Origin of the sequence: Salipiger pentaromativorans (genome assembly GCF_024721115.1) — a bacterium.
Taxonomy (GTDB): Bacteria; Pseudomonadota; Alphaproteobacteria; order Rhodobacterales; family Rhodobacteraceae; genus Salipiger; species Salipiger pentaromativorans.
Genome location: NZ_JAMDHK010000024.1, coordinates 37,126 through 54,134, shown reverse-complemented (window position 1 = coordinate 54,134; position 17,009 = coordinate 37,126). Strand labels below are relative to the sequence as shown.

At 68.8% G+C, this 17,009-nt stretch carries 12 protein-coding genes; 4 read left to right on the top strand and 8 right to left on the bottom strand.

Annotated features, from left to right (window positions below; genetic code table 11):
• The 4 genes from M4578_RS24055 to M4578_RS24040 form a co-directional block, all read right to left on the bottom strand.
• A partial coding sequence (locus M4578_RS24055) for a DUF4214 domain-containing protein (RefSeq protein WP_258095691.1) occupies nt 1–1,308 on the bottom strand: 1,308 nt, incomplete at its 3' end.
• A gap of 55 nt (nt 1,309–1,363) precedes the next feature.
• Nucleotides 1,364–4,075 (bottom strand): DUF4214 domain-containing protein, encoded by a 2,712-nt coding sequence (locus tag M4578_RS24050; protein WP_258095690.1) that lies wholly within the window; start codon nt 4,073–4,075, stop codon nt 1,364–1,366.
• 143 nt (nt 4,076–4,218) lie between these two features.
• The gene (locus M4578_RS24045; protein WP_258095689.1) at nt 4,219–4,881 is read right to left on the bottom strand and encodes an ABC transporter ATP-binding protein; all 663 of its coding nucleotides are present in this window, start codon (nt 4,879–4,881) and stop codon (nt 4,219–4,221) included.
• A gap of 17 nt (nt 4,882–4,898) precedes the next feature.
• The gene (locus M4578_RS24040; RefSeq protein ID WP_258095688.1) at nt 4,899–5,981 is read right to left on the bottom strand and encodes a KpsE/RkpR family capsule polysaccharide export protein; all 1,083 of its coding nucleotides are present in this window, start codon (nt 5,979–5,981) and stop codon (nt 4,899–4,901) included.
• Between the two features lie 391 nt (nt 5,982–6,372).
• Between M4578_RS24040 and M4578_RS24035 the strand changes: the two genes are divergently transcribed.
• A complete protein-coding gene (locus M4578_RS24035; protein WP_258095687.1) occupies nt 6,373–7,188 on the top strand; it encodes an ABC transporter permease in 816 nt (271 codons plus the stop codon).
• Between the two features lie 4 nt (nt 7,189–7,192).
• A complete protein-coding gene (locus tag M4578_RS24030; protein WP_258095686.1) occupies nt 7,193–8,116 on the top strand; it encodes a hypothetical protein in 924 nt (307 codons plus the stop codon).
• Here the strand turns inward: M4578_RS24030 and M4578_RS24025 are convergent.
• The 4 genes from M4578_RS24025 to M4578_RS24010 form a co-directional block, all read right to left on the bottom strand.
• Nucleotides 8,113–9,327 carry a hypothetical protein gene (locus tag M4578_RS24025; protein ID WP_258095685.1) on the bottom strand — a complete coding sequence of 405 codons (1,215 nt, stop codon included), beginning with the start codon at nt 9,325–9,327 and terminating at the stop codon, nt 8,113–8,115. The genes M4578_RS24030 and M4578_RS24025 overlap by 4 nt on opposite strands.
• Nucleotides 9,328–9,354: 27 nt before the next feature.
• The gene (locus M4578_RS24020) at nt 9,355–11,859 is read right to left on the bottom strand and encodes a glycosyltransferase (protein ID WP_258095684.1); all 2,505 of its coding nucleotides are present in this window, start codon (nt 11,857–11,859) and stop codon (nt 9,355–9,357) included.
• Between the two features lie 255 nt (nt 11,860–12,114).
• Nucleotides 12,115–13,158, bottom strand: coding sequence for a ParB/RepB/Spo0J family partition protein (locus tag M4578_RS24015; protein ID WP_258095683.1), 1,044 nt, complete (start codon nt 13,156–13,158; stop codon nt 12,115–12,117).
• 113 nt (nt 13,159–13,271) lie between these two features.
• Complete coding sequence (locus tag M4578_RS24010) at nt 13,272–14,675, bottom strand: AAA family ATPase (RefSeq protein WP_258095682.1); 1,404 nt, start codon at nt 14,673–14,675, stop codon at nt 13,272–13,274.
• Nucleotides 14,676–15,089: 414 nt separating this feature from the next.
• Between M4578_RS24010 and M4578_RS24005 the strand changes: the two genes are divergently transcribed.
• Both M4578_RS24005 and M4578_RS24000 read left to right on the top strand, forming a co-directional pair.
• On the top strand, nt 15,090–16,115 hold the full coding sequence (locus M4578_RS24005; protein WP_258095681.1) for a replication initiator protein A: 1,026 nt from the start codon (nt 15,090–15,092) through the stop codon (nt 16,113–16,115).
• Nucleotides 16,112–16,990, top strand: a complete 879-nt coding sequence (locus tag M4578_RS24000) for a sulfotransferase family 2 domain-containing protein (RefSeq protein ID WP_258095680.1) — start codon at nt 16,112–16,114, stop codon at nt 16,988–16,990. The genes M4578_RS24005 and M4578_RS24000 overlap by 4 nt, the downstream gene beginning before the upstream one ends.
• Nucleotides 16,991–17,009 lie beyond the last annotated feature (19 nt).

Below are 17,009 nucleotides of genomic sequence, written 5' to 3'. Positions count from 1 at the left end.
CCGGCTCATGCCATCCTCGAGCCGCGCCACCCAATTGGCGAGCCCGGTGGCATCCGGGTCGCGGTCGAGCACGTTCTGATACAGCAGCGTGACGAACGCCTCGTTGTCGAGGCTGCCATAGGTGTTCTGGAACTCGGTGCTGTTGACGAAGCCGCCCGCCGCCTGCAGCAGCGTCTTCTCTCCGGTCAGCAGCCGTTCGGTCCAGCTGTCGTGGCCGGTCGGGTCGGGCACGCGGTCGAGCGTGGCGAGATAGAGCCGGTAGACCTGCGCGCCCAGCTCGGGCAGCCCCGCCGCATCGACCGCGTCGCCGATCAGGGTGTTGTCATCCGCCGCACCGACCAGCACATCCGCGCCGCCATTGCCGATCAGGATCTGCCCATAGCCGTCGAGCGCGGTCAGGATCTCGCTGTCCGGGGTGCCCAGAACCACGCCCGGCACCGATGAGCCGTCCTGCGCGACCCCGTCGAGCTTGGCGTTCTCTCCGCCCATCTCGAGCTGGTAGGACAGCACCCCGCTGAGCGCCCCGCCCGAAAAGCGCACCGTATAGCTGCCCTCGGGCAGCACCATCTGATAGCCGCCCGAGTCCCAGCTCGTGGTGGTATAGACCTGGCCCGAGCTGCTGGTGGCGGTCACGGTGACGCCGCCCATCCCCTCGCCCATGTCATAGAACCGGTCGCCATCGGCATCGTCGATGACCACGCCCACAAGCTGCGCCTGATACCCCCAGGTCGAGCCGAAATCCTGCGTCACCACCCAGGGCCCGACGCTCGGCCCGTCCGGCGCGGCCATCACCGAGATCCCGACCTCGGTCAGATAGGAGGCCATGATCGTGTCGCGGTGCCCCGGCGGATCCTGCATCCCGTCGGGCCCATAGCCCCAGTCGATGAAGAAGGCCGCATGCCCGTGCAGCGGATCCTGCATGTAGGAATAGACGTTCTCGTTCAGATAGGACCAGTTCACATAGCCCTCGGCCTCGATCCGCTCGTCAAGCGGCAGCTCGCCCGGAAGCTGGTGCGACTGGGCGTCGGCGTCGATCAGCGCCTGGGTATGGCCGTCGGCCGCCAGCGCCAGCGCGCTGTTCCAGGCCAGCGGCGCCACCGAGGGCAGCACCGAGATCTGCGCCAGGAAGACATCCAGATCGACCCCGAAGAAATCCAGCGCGCTGGTGATGTTCTCCTGCACGCCGGTGCCGGTCGCCGCATCGGCGATGAAGACGTCGAACTCGCCCTCCGGATCGGCCCGCGCGCGGTTGATATATTCCAGCATGAGCTGTTCGAAATCGCTGGGCGCGCGGGTGACGATGGGCATGGCGGTGTTTCTGCCTCCAGTGGATCGCGATGGATGACCTGGGGGCCCGATACCATCACAAGATGAACATATCGTCAGCAATATCAGACAGATTCATCCCGACAAACACCACCGTCACCCCCTGATCGGAAAACACCACACCCGTGTCTTCCTCGACCATATGGTCGCGCAGATCGTCGGGGCTGTCATAGCCGAACCCGTCGAAACGCAGATAATCCCAGCGCTCCAGATCGGCGATTTCGTGATGCCCGCCATCGCCGACATCGAACACGAAGCAATCCGAGAACAGCCCCCCCGACAGCACATTCGACCCCGCGCCGCCCTCGAGCGCGTCGTCGATGCCAAGCGCCCGCGTCCAGCGCAGCAGCTCGGGCTCGGACGAGGCCTGGAACTCGGCGCTCTGCGCCAGACCGCGCACCACCTGCGCCCGGCTCATGCCATCCTCGAGCCGCGCCACCCAATTGGCCAGCCCCCCCGCATCCGGATTGCGGTCGAGCACATTGTTGTAAAGCCGGGTGACAAAACCCTCGTCGTCGAGGCTGCCATAGGTGTTCTGGAACTCGGCGCTGTTCTCGAACCCCTCGATCACCTGGAGAAAGGTCTTTTCCCCCATCGCCAGCCGCGCGCTCCAGTTGCGCAGCCCGCCCTCGTCCGGCGCCCGGTCGAGCATCGCCTGATACAGCCGGAACACATCGTCGGCATAGTCGGTCTGCAAGCCCGAGGCGCTGAAGCGCAGCGCCCCGGCGGCGCTGTCGCGGACAAACTCGGCGCTTTCCGAGAACCCCGCCACCACCTGCGCCCGGCTCATGCCGCCGTCGAGCCGCGCCACCCAGTTGGCCAGCCCCCCCGCATCGGGCTCGCGCTCCAGCACATTGCGGTAAAGCTGGGTGACGAAACCGGCATTGTCGAGCGCCCCGTAGGTGTTGCGGAACTCCGCCGAATTGGTGAATCCCGCCGCCACCGAGACCAGGCTGCGGCCGCCCTCGGTCAGCGCCGCGCTCCAGTTCAGCAGCCCGCCCTGATCCGGCGCCCGGTCCAGCGTCGCCTGATAGAGCCGAAAGACCCGCGCCGCCGCCGCGTCGAAGACCGGATCATAGGCCTCGCCCAGAAGCATGTCGTCGCCGCCCATGCCGCGCAGGATGTCGCCCCCGGCCCCGCCGCTCAGCGTATCGGCGCCGCCGCGCCCCTCCAGCAGATCGGCGCCGGTGCCGCCGGCCATCGACAGCGCCGCCACCGGCAGCGCGGCGCTGTCGATGTGCCACAGGTCGCGCAGGTCCTCGATGCTGAAATCCGCCGCCGTCAGCGCGCGCCCGTCGGCGCTGTCGACGCGCAGCACCTCGCCGCCGAAAAGGATCCGCGCGCCATGGGCGGTGCTCTGGATGGTCACGTCGCCGACGCTGTAGAACCGCCCCATGGCCGAAAGCTCCAGCCGGTCGACCCCCGGTTCGAAATCGGTGATCCGGTCGGTCTCCCCGTCCGGCGTGAAGACGAAGACATCCGCCCCCGCCCCGCCGGTCAGCGTGTCGGCGCCGGCACCGTCGATCAGCACATCCGCCCCGGCGCCGGCGCGCAGCGTGTCGTTGCCGCCGCCGCCATGGATCTGGTCGTTGCCGCCGGTGCCGTTATACAGATCCGCCGCGTTCCCAAGCTGCACGGTCTCGCCCACCAGCCCGAGATCGGCGCGCAGCTGGGTCAGCCCGCCGCCGGCACCATCGGGCCCCTCGGGCCATTCCCCGGCGGCGAAGATGTCGATTCCGCCGGCATCGGCGGCCAGGGTCAGCGCGGTGACATCGGTCAGCGCCATGGCGAGATCGTCGGGAATCGTGTCGAGATGCAGCAGCCGGCCGCCCGGCAGCAGCGTCATCAGCGTCAGCCCGTCATCGCCGCCGCCGGCCACCACATAGACCTGCCCCGCCACCTCGATCGTCTCGAGCACGGTCATGCCGGCAAAGCGCGTGGCCAGATCGTCGCCCACCAGATCGGTGGGCCGCATGCCGCCCTCGGCGGTCAGCGCCACCACCGCCAGCGAGCCGCTGCCCGCCGCGCCGATCAGCGCATAGCTCCGCCCCGCCACCGTCACCACCTCGATATGGGTGGGCGTGTCGAGATAGAGCCCGTCGCGCAGATCGAGCCGCTGCACATCCTCCAGCGCGCCGCCGGCGCCGAGCCGGTAATTATAGACCGCATCCTGCTCGGCCGAGACCGCCAGCACCCGGGTCTGCCCGCCCAGCGTGACAATCTCGAGATCGTTGACCGCGTTGCCCCCCGGCGCCGCCGCGCCCGGGTCCTGCGCCAGCTTGACCAGCGTGCTGCCCTGCAGCCGCCAGACCGACAGCCCCTCGCTCAGCCGCCCGGCGCTGACGAAATAGCGCGTGCCGCCCAGCGTCACCTCGTCGAGCGCCAGCAGCGCGTCGGGCGTGCCGCCCTCGAAGCGCAGCGCGCCGCGGCCCGCCGCCATGCCCGAGGAGCTGAGCTGCCAGGTCTCCAGCTCGACGCCGTAGCGCCCGAAGGCCACCGCCGTCTGCTGGCCGCCGATCTCGGTGATCAGCAGACCGCGCGGCGCGTCGAGCCCGGCGGAGGCGGCATATTGCCCGGTATCGAGCCGCGACAGCGTGTCCGCGTCGGACACCATCAGCCCGCCGCCCCGTCCACTGAGGCTGTACAGTTTCAGCGACCCGCCGGATCCGGCCGTCTGCAGCCCGCTGACCGAGGTCATGAACGCCGCCAGATCGGAAAACTGCGTGGTCACGTGGCGCAGGGCAACCATCCTGAACACTCCGCTGCCTGTGTCGATGCCGCACAGGCTGGCAGCGCGGCATGGTGCGCGCGGGGGCGTTTTCGGGCCAAATTACGGAAAGCCACGCGGATTTTCGTCAAAGCCGCGGCACGGGCGGGCGGCGGGCGGGCGGCTCAGGCCCGGCGGCGCATATTGCTCTCGTGCCAGGCGATGCCCTCGTCGACATCGTCGAAAAAGGTCAGATCGCCGTTTTCCAGCACCACCGCCGCGTCGCAGAGCTGGCGGATCTGCCCCATGGAGTGGCTCACCACCACCGATCCCGCATTGCGCATCCGCGCCTTGAACAGCGTGTCGCTGCGCGACCGGAACGAGGCGTCGCCCACCGCGGTGACCTCATCGACCAGATAGGTGTCGAAGGCGATCCCCATGGAGGTGCCGAAGGCCAGGCGCGATTTCATCCCCGAGGAATACGTCCGGAGCGGCAGGTGGAAATGCACGCCGAGCCCGGCGAAATCCTCGACGAAATCGATCAGCTCGTCGGTGTCCACGCCATAGACCCGTCCGATGAAGCGGCAGTTCTGCGCGCCGCTCAGCTCGTTGTGAAACGAGCCGGCAAAGCCCACCGGCCAGGAGATCGTGCCGGTCGAACTGATACGCCCCGAGGTCACCGGCACGGTCCCCGCGATCATTCTGAGCAGGGTCGATTTGCCGGCCCCGTTGCGCCCCAGAAGCCCCACCGAGCGGCCGGTGGGAAAGGTCATGGTCACATCTTTCATGACGGTCTTGTGCTTACCGTCCATCGCAAAGATCTTGGTGACGTTCTCGAAATGGATCATCCCCGCGCTCCGCCGTCCTAGCGCCGGTCCTTGATCGAATAGGCCACCATCACCACGACCGACCAGAGCAGGAACAGGAACAGCGCCACCATCCCCAGCAACATCGCGCGGCGGGGATATTCCGGCGTTTCCGCCTCCGTGGGCTGCATATAGGCGGCCAGATAGCGGCTCTTGCGCCGCGCCTCGGCCAGCGACCCGTCATAGGCGGCCAGCGCCGAGACATAGGCCTGTTCGGCGAATTCCCGGTCGACCACCAGACGTTCGTATTCCCCCACCAGATCGGCGAAGACCTGCCCGCGCCCGTGCTGGCCGTCGAAGCCCAGCTTCTGGCGCTCGGCGGCGATGCGGGTGCGGATCACCTCCAGCCGGCGCTCGGCCTGCGCCACCCGCGGGTCGCTGCCCTGCGCGGTCTCGCGCAGCAGATCCAGCTCGATGATCGCCTCCGCCTCCTGCGCCTGCAGCGTGCCCAGCAGCCCCGCCTGGCTCTGCAGGTCGAGCTCGGGGTTGACGATCTGGTTCGCGTTGCGGAAGCGGGTCACCGTCTCGCGCGCGGTCTTGAGCCGCTCCACCGCCTCGTCGAGCTCGTCGCGGGCATAGCCGATCGCATCGGCCCGGGCCACGGCGCTCAGCTCGTTGATCATCTCGGAACTCTTGTCGAGCAGCACCTGGGCGATCCGCGTGGCATCCTCGGCGGTAAAGGCGCGCACCTCCACCTCGATCAGCCCGCTGCCCTGGCCGTAGGAGATCCGCACCATGTTCTCCCAGTAATCGACCAGCTGCTCGATCGGGGCATCGGGGGTCAATGCGAAGACCGGGTCGTTCTCGGGTTTCGACCAGATCGCGTGCAGGTCGATGTCCCGGTCGATCTCGGCCACCAGCTTCTGGCTCTGGATGAACTCGTAGAGAATATCGGTGTCCGACGAGCTCGAGGTCGACAGGTTCGACAGCCCGCCCAGCAGCTCGACCGCCGAAGTGGCATCCTCCTGGCGCACGGTAAAGCCGACCTTGGAGGCGTATTGGTCCACCGCCACCGCCCAGAGATAATAGCCCGCCCCGGCGCTCGGCAGCAGCACTCCCAGAACGAAGCTGATCATCATCATCCAGTGCCGGCGCTGCCATCGGGCGCGGCCCACCGGCGGGCGCGGCTGGCCCGGTGCCCGGGCTGCGGCGGAGCCTGGCTGCGGCTGGGGTTTCTGGGCAGGTTTCTGCGGCTGGGCGGATTTCTGCCCAGGCCGCTGTCCGGGGGCCGCCTGGCCGGGTCCCGGCTTCGGGGCCGGTTTTTGGGCGGCCGGGGCCTGTTCCGGCACGGCGGCGACAGGGGTCGGGCGGGAATGGCCGGGCGCAGCCGCCTTGTTTTGCGGGCCCTGAGCCCCAGCGGCGGCTTTGTCCTTGGCGGGTTGTGTCAAACTGACCCCATAGCAATATCAATTGTCAGAACGCGGTGATAGTACACTTACCAATAACAAGATACCAGCTTCCCGGGCTCCAGACATGACCGTTAAGAACTTTGCCCCCCCAATCAAGCCGGATCTGCCCACCAACCGCAGATTCGCCAGCTTCCGGGCCATCGGCGCGCTTATGCTGCGCGAAATGGCCACCAGCTACGGTCGCTCGCCGGGGGGCTATATCTGGGCCATCCTGGAACCGGTCGCCGGGGTCATGGTCCTGACAGTGGTTTTCTCGGCCTTCATGCGCGCGCCCAGCCTCGGGATCAGCTTTCCGATGTTCTACTCCACCGGGATGATGCCCTTCATCATGTTCAGCAGCCTCCAGGGCAAGGTGGCCGGGGCATTGAACTACTCGAGACCGCTGCTCGCCTATCCCACGGTGACCTTCGTCGATGCGATCCTGGCCCGGCTCATCCTGGATGTGATCACAAAACTTCTGGTCGGATACATCGTTCTCGGCGGCATCATGATCGTGCTCGAAACCCGGACAACGCCGGACCTGCCGATCATCCTGCAATCCTATGCGCTGATGATCATGCTCGGGCTCGGCATCGGGACGCTGAACTGCTATCTGTTCTCGCGCTTCCCGCTCTATCACAAGGGCTGGAGCATCGTCACACGCCCGCTGTTCATCATTTCCGGGGTTATATTCCTCTTCGACGACGTGCCGCTGCCGTTTCGGGACTATCTCTGGTACAATCCGCTCGTCCATCCGATCGGGCTGATGCGGCGGGGGTTCTACCCCACCTATGACGCCCCCTATGTCAGCCTGCTTTACCCCTCTCTCGTCGCGATCATATCCCTGACGCTGGGTCTCATGCTGCTCCGCCGCTATCACCGCGACCTCCTGAGCCGCTGACACCATGCCCACGCTGTTCATCCACACGGGTCTGCACAAGACCGGCACGACGAGTCTGCAGAAGGCTTTCTTCGACAACCGCCGCGTGCTCGCGCGGCAGGGGCTGCTCTATCCCGATACCGGCCTCTCGCCCAACCCCGGCAACTGGGGCCATCACGAGCTGGCGCTGGCGCTGCGCCAGCAGGAAAGCGGAGAGGCGCTCTGGCAGGCGCTGCGCGCCGAGGCCGACGCCTCGGGGCTGGACCGGGTGCTGGTCTCTTCCGAGACGCTGTCGCACCTGCCCTACCCGCGCCTGCCCAATGCCGCGCCCTATCGGCTCATCGCCCGGATCTTCGCCGGCTACGAGATCCGGGTCGTCACCTATCTGCGGCCGCAGGCGGACATGATCGCCGCGCTCTACCGGCACAATGTCAAGGCAACGGGCGAACGGCGCGATCTCTTCGACTGCATGGCGCAGATGGCCCCCCGGCTGGAATATCAGCACTATCTCAACACCATCGCGCTGGGGCTCGGAGATGCGGCGATCACCCTGCGCCGCTACCTGCCCGACCAGCTCGTCGCCGGGGATGTGATCGCCGATATGGCGGCGCTCACCGGCATCGACCTAGGCGACGGGTTCCGCCCACTCGAGGCGCCGCGCAATCCCGGCCTCTCGGCCGAAGGGCTGGCGGCGATGCTCGCGGCGAACCGCCGCCTCGCCGATGCCCCCGAGGCGCTGCGCCGCGAACGCCTGCGGATCGTCAAGGCCCACCCCGCCCGGGCCTTCGAAAGACACGACTTGCTCTCCGACGAGACCCGGCACGCGATCTGGGCGCTTTACCGCCGGAAGAACGCCCAGATCGCGCAGCGCTTTCTCGGCATCGCGGGGGATCTCTTTCCGCCCGAACCGGCCTGGACCGCCGAAGGCGCGGTCTCGGGCGCGGCCTAGCGCCCGCCCCGGCGCCAGGGCAAGAGCCCGCGCCCCCGGTTGCGGATCAGCGTGCCCGCCTCGCGTGTCCAGAGCCTGCGCCGGGCCGAGGCATCCGCCTGCTGCAACCGCTCCATCAGCGCCGCCAGAACCGCGTCCCAGCGCTCCAGATCGGCCTGTTCCGGCGGGCAGCCCGGCAGCGGCCCGCCCAAGGCGGTCCCGGCCGCCTCCGAGGCCCGCTCGAGCCCCGCGCAAAGCGCCGTGTAAAGCCCCGCCATCTCGGCGCGGTCGTCCAGCGGCGAGGGGCCCTGCTCGATCTCGGCGTGATAGGGCTCTTCGCTGCACCAGCGCGGATCGGAACAGATCTCGGCGAATTCCGCCCCGGTGGCGATGCGCTCCAGCGCGTCGCGGTTCCGCGCCACGGTCTCGCGCAGATCGTACATATGCTTCCAGCGGATCGCCCAGAGCCGCCGCCCCGGCACCGGCGGGCACCAGCGCTGAAAGACGAATTCCGCCCCGGAATCATGCGCGGTTTCGCGGAACCGCCGGTTGCGCATCAGAAAGCCGATCAGCGCCGGCGGCGATGAGCTGTTGCTTGTCCCGCCGCCGGGCAGATCGACGCCGTAAAGCGCCGCGAACTTGCCCACCACATCCGGCCGGAAACCGCTCAGCCGCAGCCGCACATTGGGAATCTCCGCCCAGGATTCGAGGTCGATCCCGAACCGGTAGCGCTCGCCCCGGGCCAGCCAGTGGCCCATATTGCGCGCGTGCCAGACGCCCCATTGCCAGAAGGCCGCATTCGCCCAATCCACCGGCGGGCGCAGGAAGGCGACCACCTCCACCGGCGGATGGCCCCAGTTGGCCAGCGCCCGCGCAAAAATCTCCGGCTGGCTGATCCAGCCCTCGTTCGAGGCGATCGGCAGATCCCCGCCTTCCTGCCCCGTCTGGCAGAGCCGGTTCAACTGCTCCAGCACCGGCGCGGCGGCAGCCGGATCCCGGGGGCCGATGCTGGGCCAGCTCGTGTAGCCATAGACCGACAGCAGGCCCAGTTGCCGCAGGCTCTCGCCCTGCAAGGTCCGGCGCAACCCGCCCACCTGCTGCAAGCTGCTGTAGCGCAGCCGCCGCCCGCCGGGCCGCTCCAGATCCGGGCTGCGGCTCAGCGCGGTCTGCAACGCCGAACTGCCGCCCTTGGGCATGCCCACATGCAGGATCAGCGCGCTGTCGTCAGACATGGGGTCGGTCCGTCGGTTTGGGCTCGGTCACGCCTTGGCCAGCCCGAGGGCGGCCAGAAGGCTGACAGGGTCCATACGATTTGCCTCGGGCAGAGGCAAGACCGCCCCCGGCGCCCCCTGCCCCAGCGCGCGGGCCACCGCCTCGCCCTGGGCGCCGAGATCGAAGCTGGCGACCGGCAGGCCGGTGGCCAGCATCTCATGGGTGGTGAAGGAGAAGGTCTCGGGCCAGATCGACGGCATGAACCAGCCGGAAATCCCGTAGCGCGCCACAAGGCCCGGCAGGTCGCGCAGCTCGTAGCTGCCATGCACCAGGCTCGGCGGCGCCAGCTTGTAGGACGGATCGAGATGGCCCAGCACCACCAGCCGCGCCGCGCCGCTTTTCGCCAGATCGCGGCTCAGCGCCTGCAACAGCGCGGCCCCCTTCTGCACGCCGATATTGCCCAGCACGCCGATCACCGGCGCCTCGCCCGCGCGCCCGCCCGGAGCGATGCGCGGCGGCGGCGCAGGCAGGCGGTGCGGGATCACCTCGGTTTTCTCCGCCGCCTGCGGATAGGCCTCCGCCAGGATGTCGCGGCTGGAACCGGAGAAGGCCACCACCCGCTCGGCGGCCGAAATCAGCGCGCCCCATTCCGCCTGCCATTGGGCCAGCTCCGCGATCACGCCGCCCGGGCGTTCGTAGCGATGCGCGGCATCGCCCGCCAGCGGCCCGCCCGCGACCGGCACGCCATGATAGGCGCCGTCCCGGCCCAGCAGCGTGTAGGAGGGGCTGACGGGGAAGAAATCATGCAGCAGGATCTCGACGGGCTGCGCGTCTTCCGGCACAGCCCCCGGCCCGCGCCCGGCAAGCCGCAGCAGCCGCCCCGGCAGCTCCAGCGCGTCGCGCTCGTTCACCCCGCAGGAATAGACGATCCGCCGGCGCGGCAGACCCGCCACCAGCGCCTCGACCAGCGCGAAATCGTTGGTCAGCCCCTGGGTCAGCCCCTCGGGAGTGTAGAGCTCCAGCTTCCAGCGATGCCCCTGCCCCACGCGCAGCACCAGCGCCGCGCCGCCTGCCTGCGTGGCCTCGGCGATCCGCGCTTGCAGCCAGTGCTCGGCGCCGCCGCCCATGGCATGGGCGAGATAGACCGGCACCGGCCCCGCCTGCCGCCGCGCCGCCAGCGCCAGCCCCAGCGCCAGACGCGGGGTGTTGAGCGGATCGCGGCGGATGAACGCCTGCACCTCGGCATCGTATCCCGGATAGCGCCCCGAGAGCGTCCGCAGGTTGCGCTCCAGCAGGCGCTGCTTGTCGGCGCTGCCGAAGGACTGGCCGCCGCGATGCTCGACAAAGACATTGGGCGCACAAAGGTGCCGCCCGCCAAGCGCCGCCACCTTCTGGCACCAGTCGTTCTCTTCGCCGTAACCGCGCCCGAACACCGTGTCGAATGCCGGGACGCGCGCCAGGAACTGCGGCGCCAGAGCCATGCAGAACCCCACGCCGGTAGGCGCCTCCGCCAGCCCGGCCTGCGGGTGGAACCCCGCCGCCACCGCGTCGAGCGCATCGGCGTCGCCCGGCGCCAGATCGTTGCGCTGGCAGATCGCCGGCACGGTGAAGATCTCGGCATCGTTCGACATCGGCGTGACCGAGGCCACATGCGGGTCCGACAGCGGTGCCAGCAGCCGGGGCAGCCAGCCCTCAGGCACCAACGCATCGGCATTGACCAGCACCACCGGATCCTCGGGCCAGCGCGCCAGCGCTTCGGCAAAACCGCGGTTGACCGAGCCGATGAAGCCGAGGTTTGCGTCGTTTTCCAGCAGCGTCACCTGATCCCGCCCGGCGCACCAGTCGCGCAGGAAGGGCCGCACCCGCGTGTCGGGCGAGGCATCCTCGACCGCCAGCAGCCGCCAGGCGGTGCCGGAATGGCGCGCGATGCGGTCCAGCACCTCGGGCAGCAGGTCGAAGGCGTTGTAGACCGGCAGGATCAGCGTGGCGGGGCGCTCGGGCGGCGGGGCAGGGCGCGATGTCATCAGCAGCGCCGGGGTCATCTCGGTCGCGTCCGAGCGCGGCACCAGCCCCAGCCGCTCCTTGACCACCTCGCGCGCGCCCAGATCGCCCTGCCATTTCCAGCGGTAGATCACCGGCGCCAGCGCCACCAGCGTGGTGACAAAGCGCAGCGCCATGGGCAGGCGGGCCCGCAGCAGCGCGGTGGAGGAAAAGCCCGGCAGGATCTGCCGGGACGGCGTTTCGCCGCCGCGCTCGGCCAGCAGCTCGATGGGCCCCGCCTCACAGGGAATGTCGAGGGTAAAGCCGCGCCGGGCGCTGCCCGCGCGCACCAGATCGGGCACCACCCAGGCGCGGGTGCGGCCGATGGCCAGTCCGATGCGCTCGGCCTCGGCCCAGCCTTCCACATGGATGCGGTGGCGGCGCAGCGCGATGCGCGCGATCTCGCCATAGGCGGCACCCTCGCCGTCGCGCAGCTCCGCGCCGGGACGGTCGAGCGCGATGTTCATCTCCGCGTAGCGCAGAAAGATGCGGTAAACCCTGCCCAGCAGCACCGGTCGTCTCCTGATCTTTTCGCTCTCGCTTACGGGGACGGGGCAGGGGAGGCAAGCGGGCTTCCGGCGATTGTTTCGCAGCGAAACATCGCCGCATCAGCCGCGCCCGGCCCGGCATGTTTCGCTGCGAAACAATCGCGGGGAATGCGACTCTAAACCGGGTCCGGAAAGGCCGGCAAAGACCCGCCTCCCGTGTCGCGCCCGGCCTCCGGACACACAGCGGGACAGACGGCGGGCAGGGAGGCCGGAAAGCCTCTACTCCGCAGCGCGGACCGCCAGCCAGGCGGCCAGATCGGCGGCCAGATCCGCATCGGCGCCGGGGCCGTCGATGATCAGCCGGGCGCCGTCGCGGCGCAGGCGCAGATGCGGGGTTTCCGCCAGCGTTTCGGGCGGCGTTTTTGTCTCTACAGGCCGGGACAGGGTCTGTTCTTCCGCCGCCCGCCTGTCGGCCCGGCTGAGGCACTCCATGATCACCGCGCGTTCCGCCGCGGCGTCCTCCGGCGCGGCCTCGGCCAGCGCCTGGGCGATCTCCTGCGCCAGCCCCGGACGATCGCGCAGATGCTGCGCCAGATCCAGCCCCGCCCGTTCGCTCAGCGCTTCGGGGAAGCGCAACGCCCGGCCGAGCGCCCGGACGATGCCGATGAAACTGCCGATCTTCGAGCGCCGGGCGCGCGGCACCGAGGCGAAAAGCGCCGCCAGCGCCGCCTTGTCAGAGCCGAACACACCGCGATCGGCGGCCAGCACCACGATGCGCGCGCGTTCGTAATGGCTGAGCCCGGCGCGGATCTCGTTCTCCTCGATCATCGCCAGATAGGCGGCGGGCGCATCCTCGGGGCGGCGCAGCAGCGCCAGCACCGTGGCGAATTTCTCCTCGCCGGTCTCCTCGTGCAGCGCCTTCAGCGCGCGGCAGCGGCGCCAGCCCGAAAGCAGCCCGTAGGCCGCGCGGCCGGGCAGGGCGACCACCTCGATCGGAGTCTGCTGGCCACGCCGACGCAGGCTCTCGCGCAGCGCCTCGGCCTCTTCGGGGTCCTCCGCCAGGCGGTCGCGCTGAAGGTGCTGCAACTCGATCTGCGCCAGCGGCAGCTCCAGCACCAGCCGCCCCTCCTTGCGCGCCGCGTCCCAGCGCTCGGCCATCTCGTCGAGCGCGGCGGCGGTCGCGGCCCCCGCCGCCACATCGGCGATGGGGGGCGTGCGGCGGGGCAGGGCGCCGCCCATGGATTTCACCTCCGGCGCGGCGGCGGAAAGCGGTGCCGGATCGCCCAAGGCGGCGGCGGGAGAGAGGCGCTTGCGCTTGGCCATGGCGGTCTCCTTTTCAGTCTCTGCGCTGCGGGCCATCCCGCCAGAGCGTGGTAAAGACCCGGTAACCCCGGCGAACGCAGCGGCGTTTCGCAGCGAAACAGAGTCTCATATGGTCATTCCGCCGCCGCACGGGCGGCCAGCTCGTCGCGCCGCCAGCTTCCCAGCAGCAGCTGTTTCAGCGCCGCATAGGTAGCGTCGAAGGTTTCGCGGCCGCGGGCATAGGTCTCGCGGTTGAAATCGCGGTAATCGGCCTCGTAGATGCCGCGCACCTGCTCGCCCGCCTGACCGATCAGCGCGGTGAAATCCTGCCGGTGCGGCGACAGCACCGGGCCGAGATAAGCCTGCAACAGCGCCGCCAGTTCGGCCTGCTGGGTGCGGTCGTAGCGGGTGATGACGGCGCGCACCGCGTCCCATTGAAAGTTCAGCCCCTCGCGCCCCAGCGCGCGCGCCGCCACGTTCTCCGCCTCCTCGATCGAGGAGAAGGTGGAATGCAGCATGTCGAAGAAACGCCCGGTGGAATCGAACTCCAGAAACGAGGCGCCCAGCGGCACCAGCAGGATGTCAGCCGCGGCCAGCCCGTTGATGGTGAGATAGCCGAGCGCCGGAGGCGTATCGAGGAAGATCACGTCGTATTGGTCGAGCAGCCCGTCGGCCTCGAAACACTCGGTCAGCGCATCCCAGAGCTTCCAGCCGCGCCCGGCCATGCGCCAGACCGGGATCTGGAACTCGGCCCAGTAGAGGTTGAGCTGCGCGCCGATGAGGTCGATATTGGGCCAGTGGGTTTCCTGCACGATGTCGGGGGCGCGGATCTCCAGCGCCTCGGAGAGCGTGTCGTCGAGCGGTTGCGGCGCCTCGCCCCGGTCGAGCCGGCGCTGGTTCTCGGCGCGCAGGTGCTGGCCGTAATGGCGCGCGATGAGAGGAAACACCGTCTGCCATTCGTCCGCGACCTTGCCGCCGAAGATCGAGGTCATCGAGCCCTGGCTGTCCAGATCGACCACCAGCACCTTGTAGCCGTCGAGCGCGGCGCTCATCGCCAGATGCGCCGCGGTCGAGGTCTTGCCGACGCCGCCCTTGAAATTCGCCACCGCCACCATCTTGGCGGGCAGGCCCTTGGGACGCCAGGGCAGGTAATCCTTGGTCTTGGATCCCTCGGCGGCGAAATGTGCCCGCAGCCGCAGCACCTCGTCGAGGGTGAACCATTTCGCCCCGCCCTCGGTCTCGGACCGGCCCTGCGGCAGCTCGGGGTTCTGCTTCAGCACCCGGCGGAAATGCCCTTGCGCCACAGGGATCAGATAGCGGGTGATCTCCCAGGTGGAGAACAGCCGCAGCGCGCGCCCCGCGCCCTCCTCCAGCCCGCGCCCGGCAAGGTCCTGCCGCCCGGCGTCGCAGGCCTGGGCGATGCGGGCAAAGGCGGCGGTGTCCGAGGGCGCGCCGAGCTGCGCCAGCGCGGCATCGGGATCGAGGTTGAAATAGGGGGGCAGGTCGGATGGCTGATCCGGTTTTCCCAAAGCTCTCATGAGGTCTGCTCGCTGGTCTTTATGCGCAATGTGCGCTGTTTCGGTTAGAATACCGAAAAACGCAGCACATGAAAGAAAAAGGTGAACATCCCGCGGTTTTCTTAGCAGATTCGGAGGCTTGGACCTGTGCGGGGCAGGGGGTTTTGCCGCTTTGTGCTGTTAAATTTTGTTAGTTGAATCGTTACGGGATCTGAAGCCTGTCCTCAAAGCCCTATCAGAAAAGGGGAATTCTGCCTTCTGTGGAGGCAAGGCGACTCTGATCCCACGTTCAGGCGACTCCAATCCCACGCTTCTCCGACTCCGATCCCACGCTGATGCGCTGGACGCAGCCTGTGGAAAACTTTAGGGTGGGTGTCACTGAAACCCCGATAACGAGCACAGCAGAAAACGGGGTCGGCAAGGGCAGTGAGCGGTATGGCGACAGGCACAGCGACAGGCGGCGCAGGCGGGCTTTTGCCCGACCGTCACCCGACGGCGGATTTCTTCGTCTGCGATATTTTCGACGCTGCGCCCAAGGACGATCTGGGCTCGATGGAGCATCCGATCTTTTCGCTTTCCACCCGGCCCGACCGGCGCGTGCTCTCCTACGAGCACAACGGCACCACCATCGAGGTCACCCCTTCGGTCAAGGGCCGCGCCACGATCCACGACAAGGATGTGCTGATCTATTGCATCAGCCAGCTGATGGCGGCGCTGAATGCCGGGCGCGAGATTTCCCGCACGCTCCAGCTCAAGGCGCATGACCTGCTGGTGGCCACCAACCGCGACACCTCGGGCGATGCCTATACCCGGCTGAAGGAGGCCTTCGAGCGCCTCGCCGGCACCCGCATCACCACCAATATGGCGACGGGGGGCACCGAGACCACCAGCGGTTTCGGCCTGATCGAAGCTTGGGAGATCGTGCGCCGCAGCCGGGGCGGGCGCATGGTCTCGGTCACGGTGACGCTGTCGGACTGGCTGTTCCGGGCGGTGCTGGCGAAATCGGTGCTGACGCTGAGCCGCGATTATTTCCGCCTGCGCAAGCCGCTGGAGCGGCGGCTCTACGAGCTGGCGCGCAAACATTGCGGCCGCCAGCCGCGCTGGCAGGTGAGCGTGCCGGTGCTGCACAAGAAGACCGGCTCGGCGGCGCCGCTGCGGGTGTTCCGCGCGGCGCTGCGCAAGATCGCCGCCGACGGCAACCTGCCCGACTACCGCTTGCAGGAACTGCCGGGCGACATGCTCCTGGTCGAACGTCTCGTGGCTCCGGCGCGGAGCGGGGGCAGGGCGGTGCTGCTTTCGGAAGAGGCGCTGGAGGCCGCGCGCCGCCTGCGGCCCGGCGCCGATGTGCATGCGCTGGCGGCGCAGTGGCGCGCCTGGTGGGAAGACACCGGGCGGCCACGGCTGAACAATGTCGATGCGGCCTTTCTGGGCTGGATCCGGGCACAGGAGGGCCGGAGATGACCGATTTGCAGGACCGACGCTTCGGGGCGCTGTCCCGGACCACGCCGCCGCCCGATCCGGTGCCGGCGCTGATGGCGGTCTTTCCGGAGGCCTTCGGCTCGGTGGCCGCGGCACAGCGCTTTGTGCAGAACATCTGGTTCCCGCCCTCGCGCGCCTGGCGCTATCAGCTCAACGGCAAATCCGGCAACACCTTCGTGCTGAACCTGATGTTCGAGCTGGAATACGGCACCCCCTTCACCTGCCGCGTCGCTCAGGGCGAGACCGGCAACCAGCACCCCGATTTTGCGCTATTCCAGGTTTCGCAGAGCGGGCTCTGGGGCAATGCCTTTGCCGCCGGCGGCGCGATAGCGGATGTGCTGGGCTTTCCCGGCCTGACCCTGGCCACGGTGCGCGACCCCTATGCGCGGGCGCTGTCGGGGTTCTTCTATCTCTGCCGCAGCCACGAGCTGGGCGACCGCCGCTTCCTGACCGAGCGCATCCGCATGAACGCGCTGGCGGGCATGGACTGGGACCGCGACGCGGGCACCCCGCAGGGGTTCTCGCGCTTCCTGCATTACCTGCGCGACAGCGCCGAGAGTTTCGGGGCCGAGGATCTCGATGCGCATTGGATGCCGCAGGCGCTGCACATCCGGCCCGGGATCTACCGCCCCGATCTGGTGGGCCGCACCGAGGAACTGGCACCCTTCGCCCGCGCCGTGGCCGCGCGGCTGGACCGGCCGCTGCCGGCGCGGCTCGAGGGGCTGCGCCGCAACGCCTCGTCCCGGCCCAAGGAGGGCCCGGATTTCTATGCCGAGCCGGGGCTGCGCGCCCTGGTCGAAACGCTTTACGCGGCGGATTTCGAGCTGTTCGAATATCCGCATCACCAGCCGGGCTGAGCCCCGGCGCCGCGACCAC

What these genes read in the sequence shown, in the direction of transcription:
- M4578_RS24050 (WP_258095690.1), bottom strand. Translation starts at nt 4,075, where the DNA reads ATGGTTGCCCTGCGCCACGTGACCACGCAGTTTTCCGATCTGGCGGCG.
- M4578_RS24045 (WP_258095689.1), bottom strand. Translation starts at nt 4,881, where the DNA reads ATGATCCATTTCGAGAACGTCACCAAGATCTTTGCGATGGACGGTAAG.
- M4578_RS24040 (WP_258095688.1), bottom strand. Translation starts at nt 5,981, where the DNA reads ATGATGATGATCAGCTTCGTTCTGGGAGTGCTGCTGCCGAGCGCCGGG.
- M4578_RS24035 (WP_258095687.1), top strand. Translation starts at nt 6,373, where the DNA reads ATGACCGTTAAGAACTTTGCCCCCCCAATCAAGCCGGATCTGCCCACC.
- M4578_RS24030 (WP_258095686.1), top strand. Translation starts at nt 7,193, where the DNA reads ATGCCCACGCTGTTCATCCACACGGGTCTGCACAAGACCGGCACGACG.
- M4578_RS24025 (WP_258095685.1), bottom strand. Translation starts at nt 9,327, where the DNA reads ATGTCTGACGACAGCGCGCTGATCCTGCATGTGGGCATGCCCAAGGGC.
- M4578_RS24015 (WP_258095683.1), bottom strand. Translation starts at nt 13,158, where the DNA reads ATGGCCAAGCGCAAGCGCCTCTCTCCCGCCGCCGCCTTGGGCGATCCG.
- M4578_RS24010 (WP_258095682.1), bottom strand. Translation starts at nt 14,675, where the DNA reads ATGAGAGCTTTGGGAAAACCGGATCAGCCATCCGACCTGCCCCCCTAT.
- M4578_RS24005 (WP_258095681.1), top strand. Translation starts at nt 15,090, where the DNA reads ATGGCGACAGGCACAGCGACAGGCGGCGCAGGCGGGCTTTTGCCCGAC.
- M4578_RS24000 (WP_258095680.1), top strand. Translation starts at nt 16,112, where the DNA reads ATGACCGATTTGCAGGACCGACGCTTCGGGGCGCTGTCCCGGACCACG.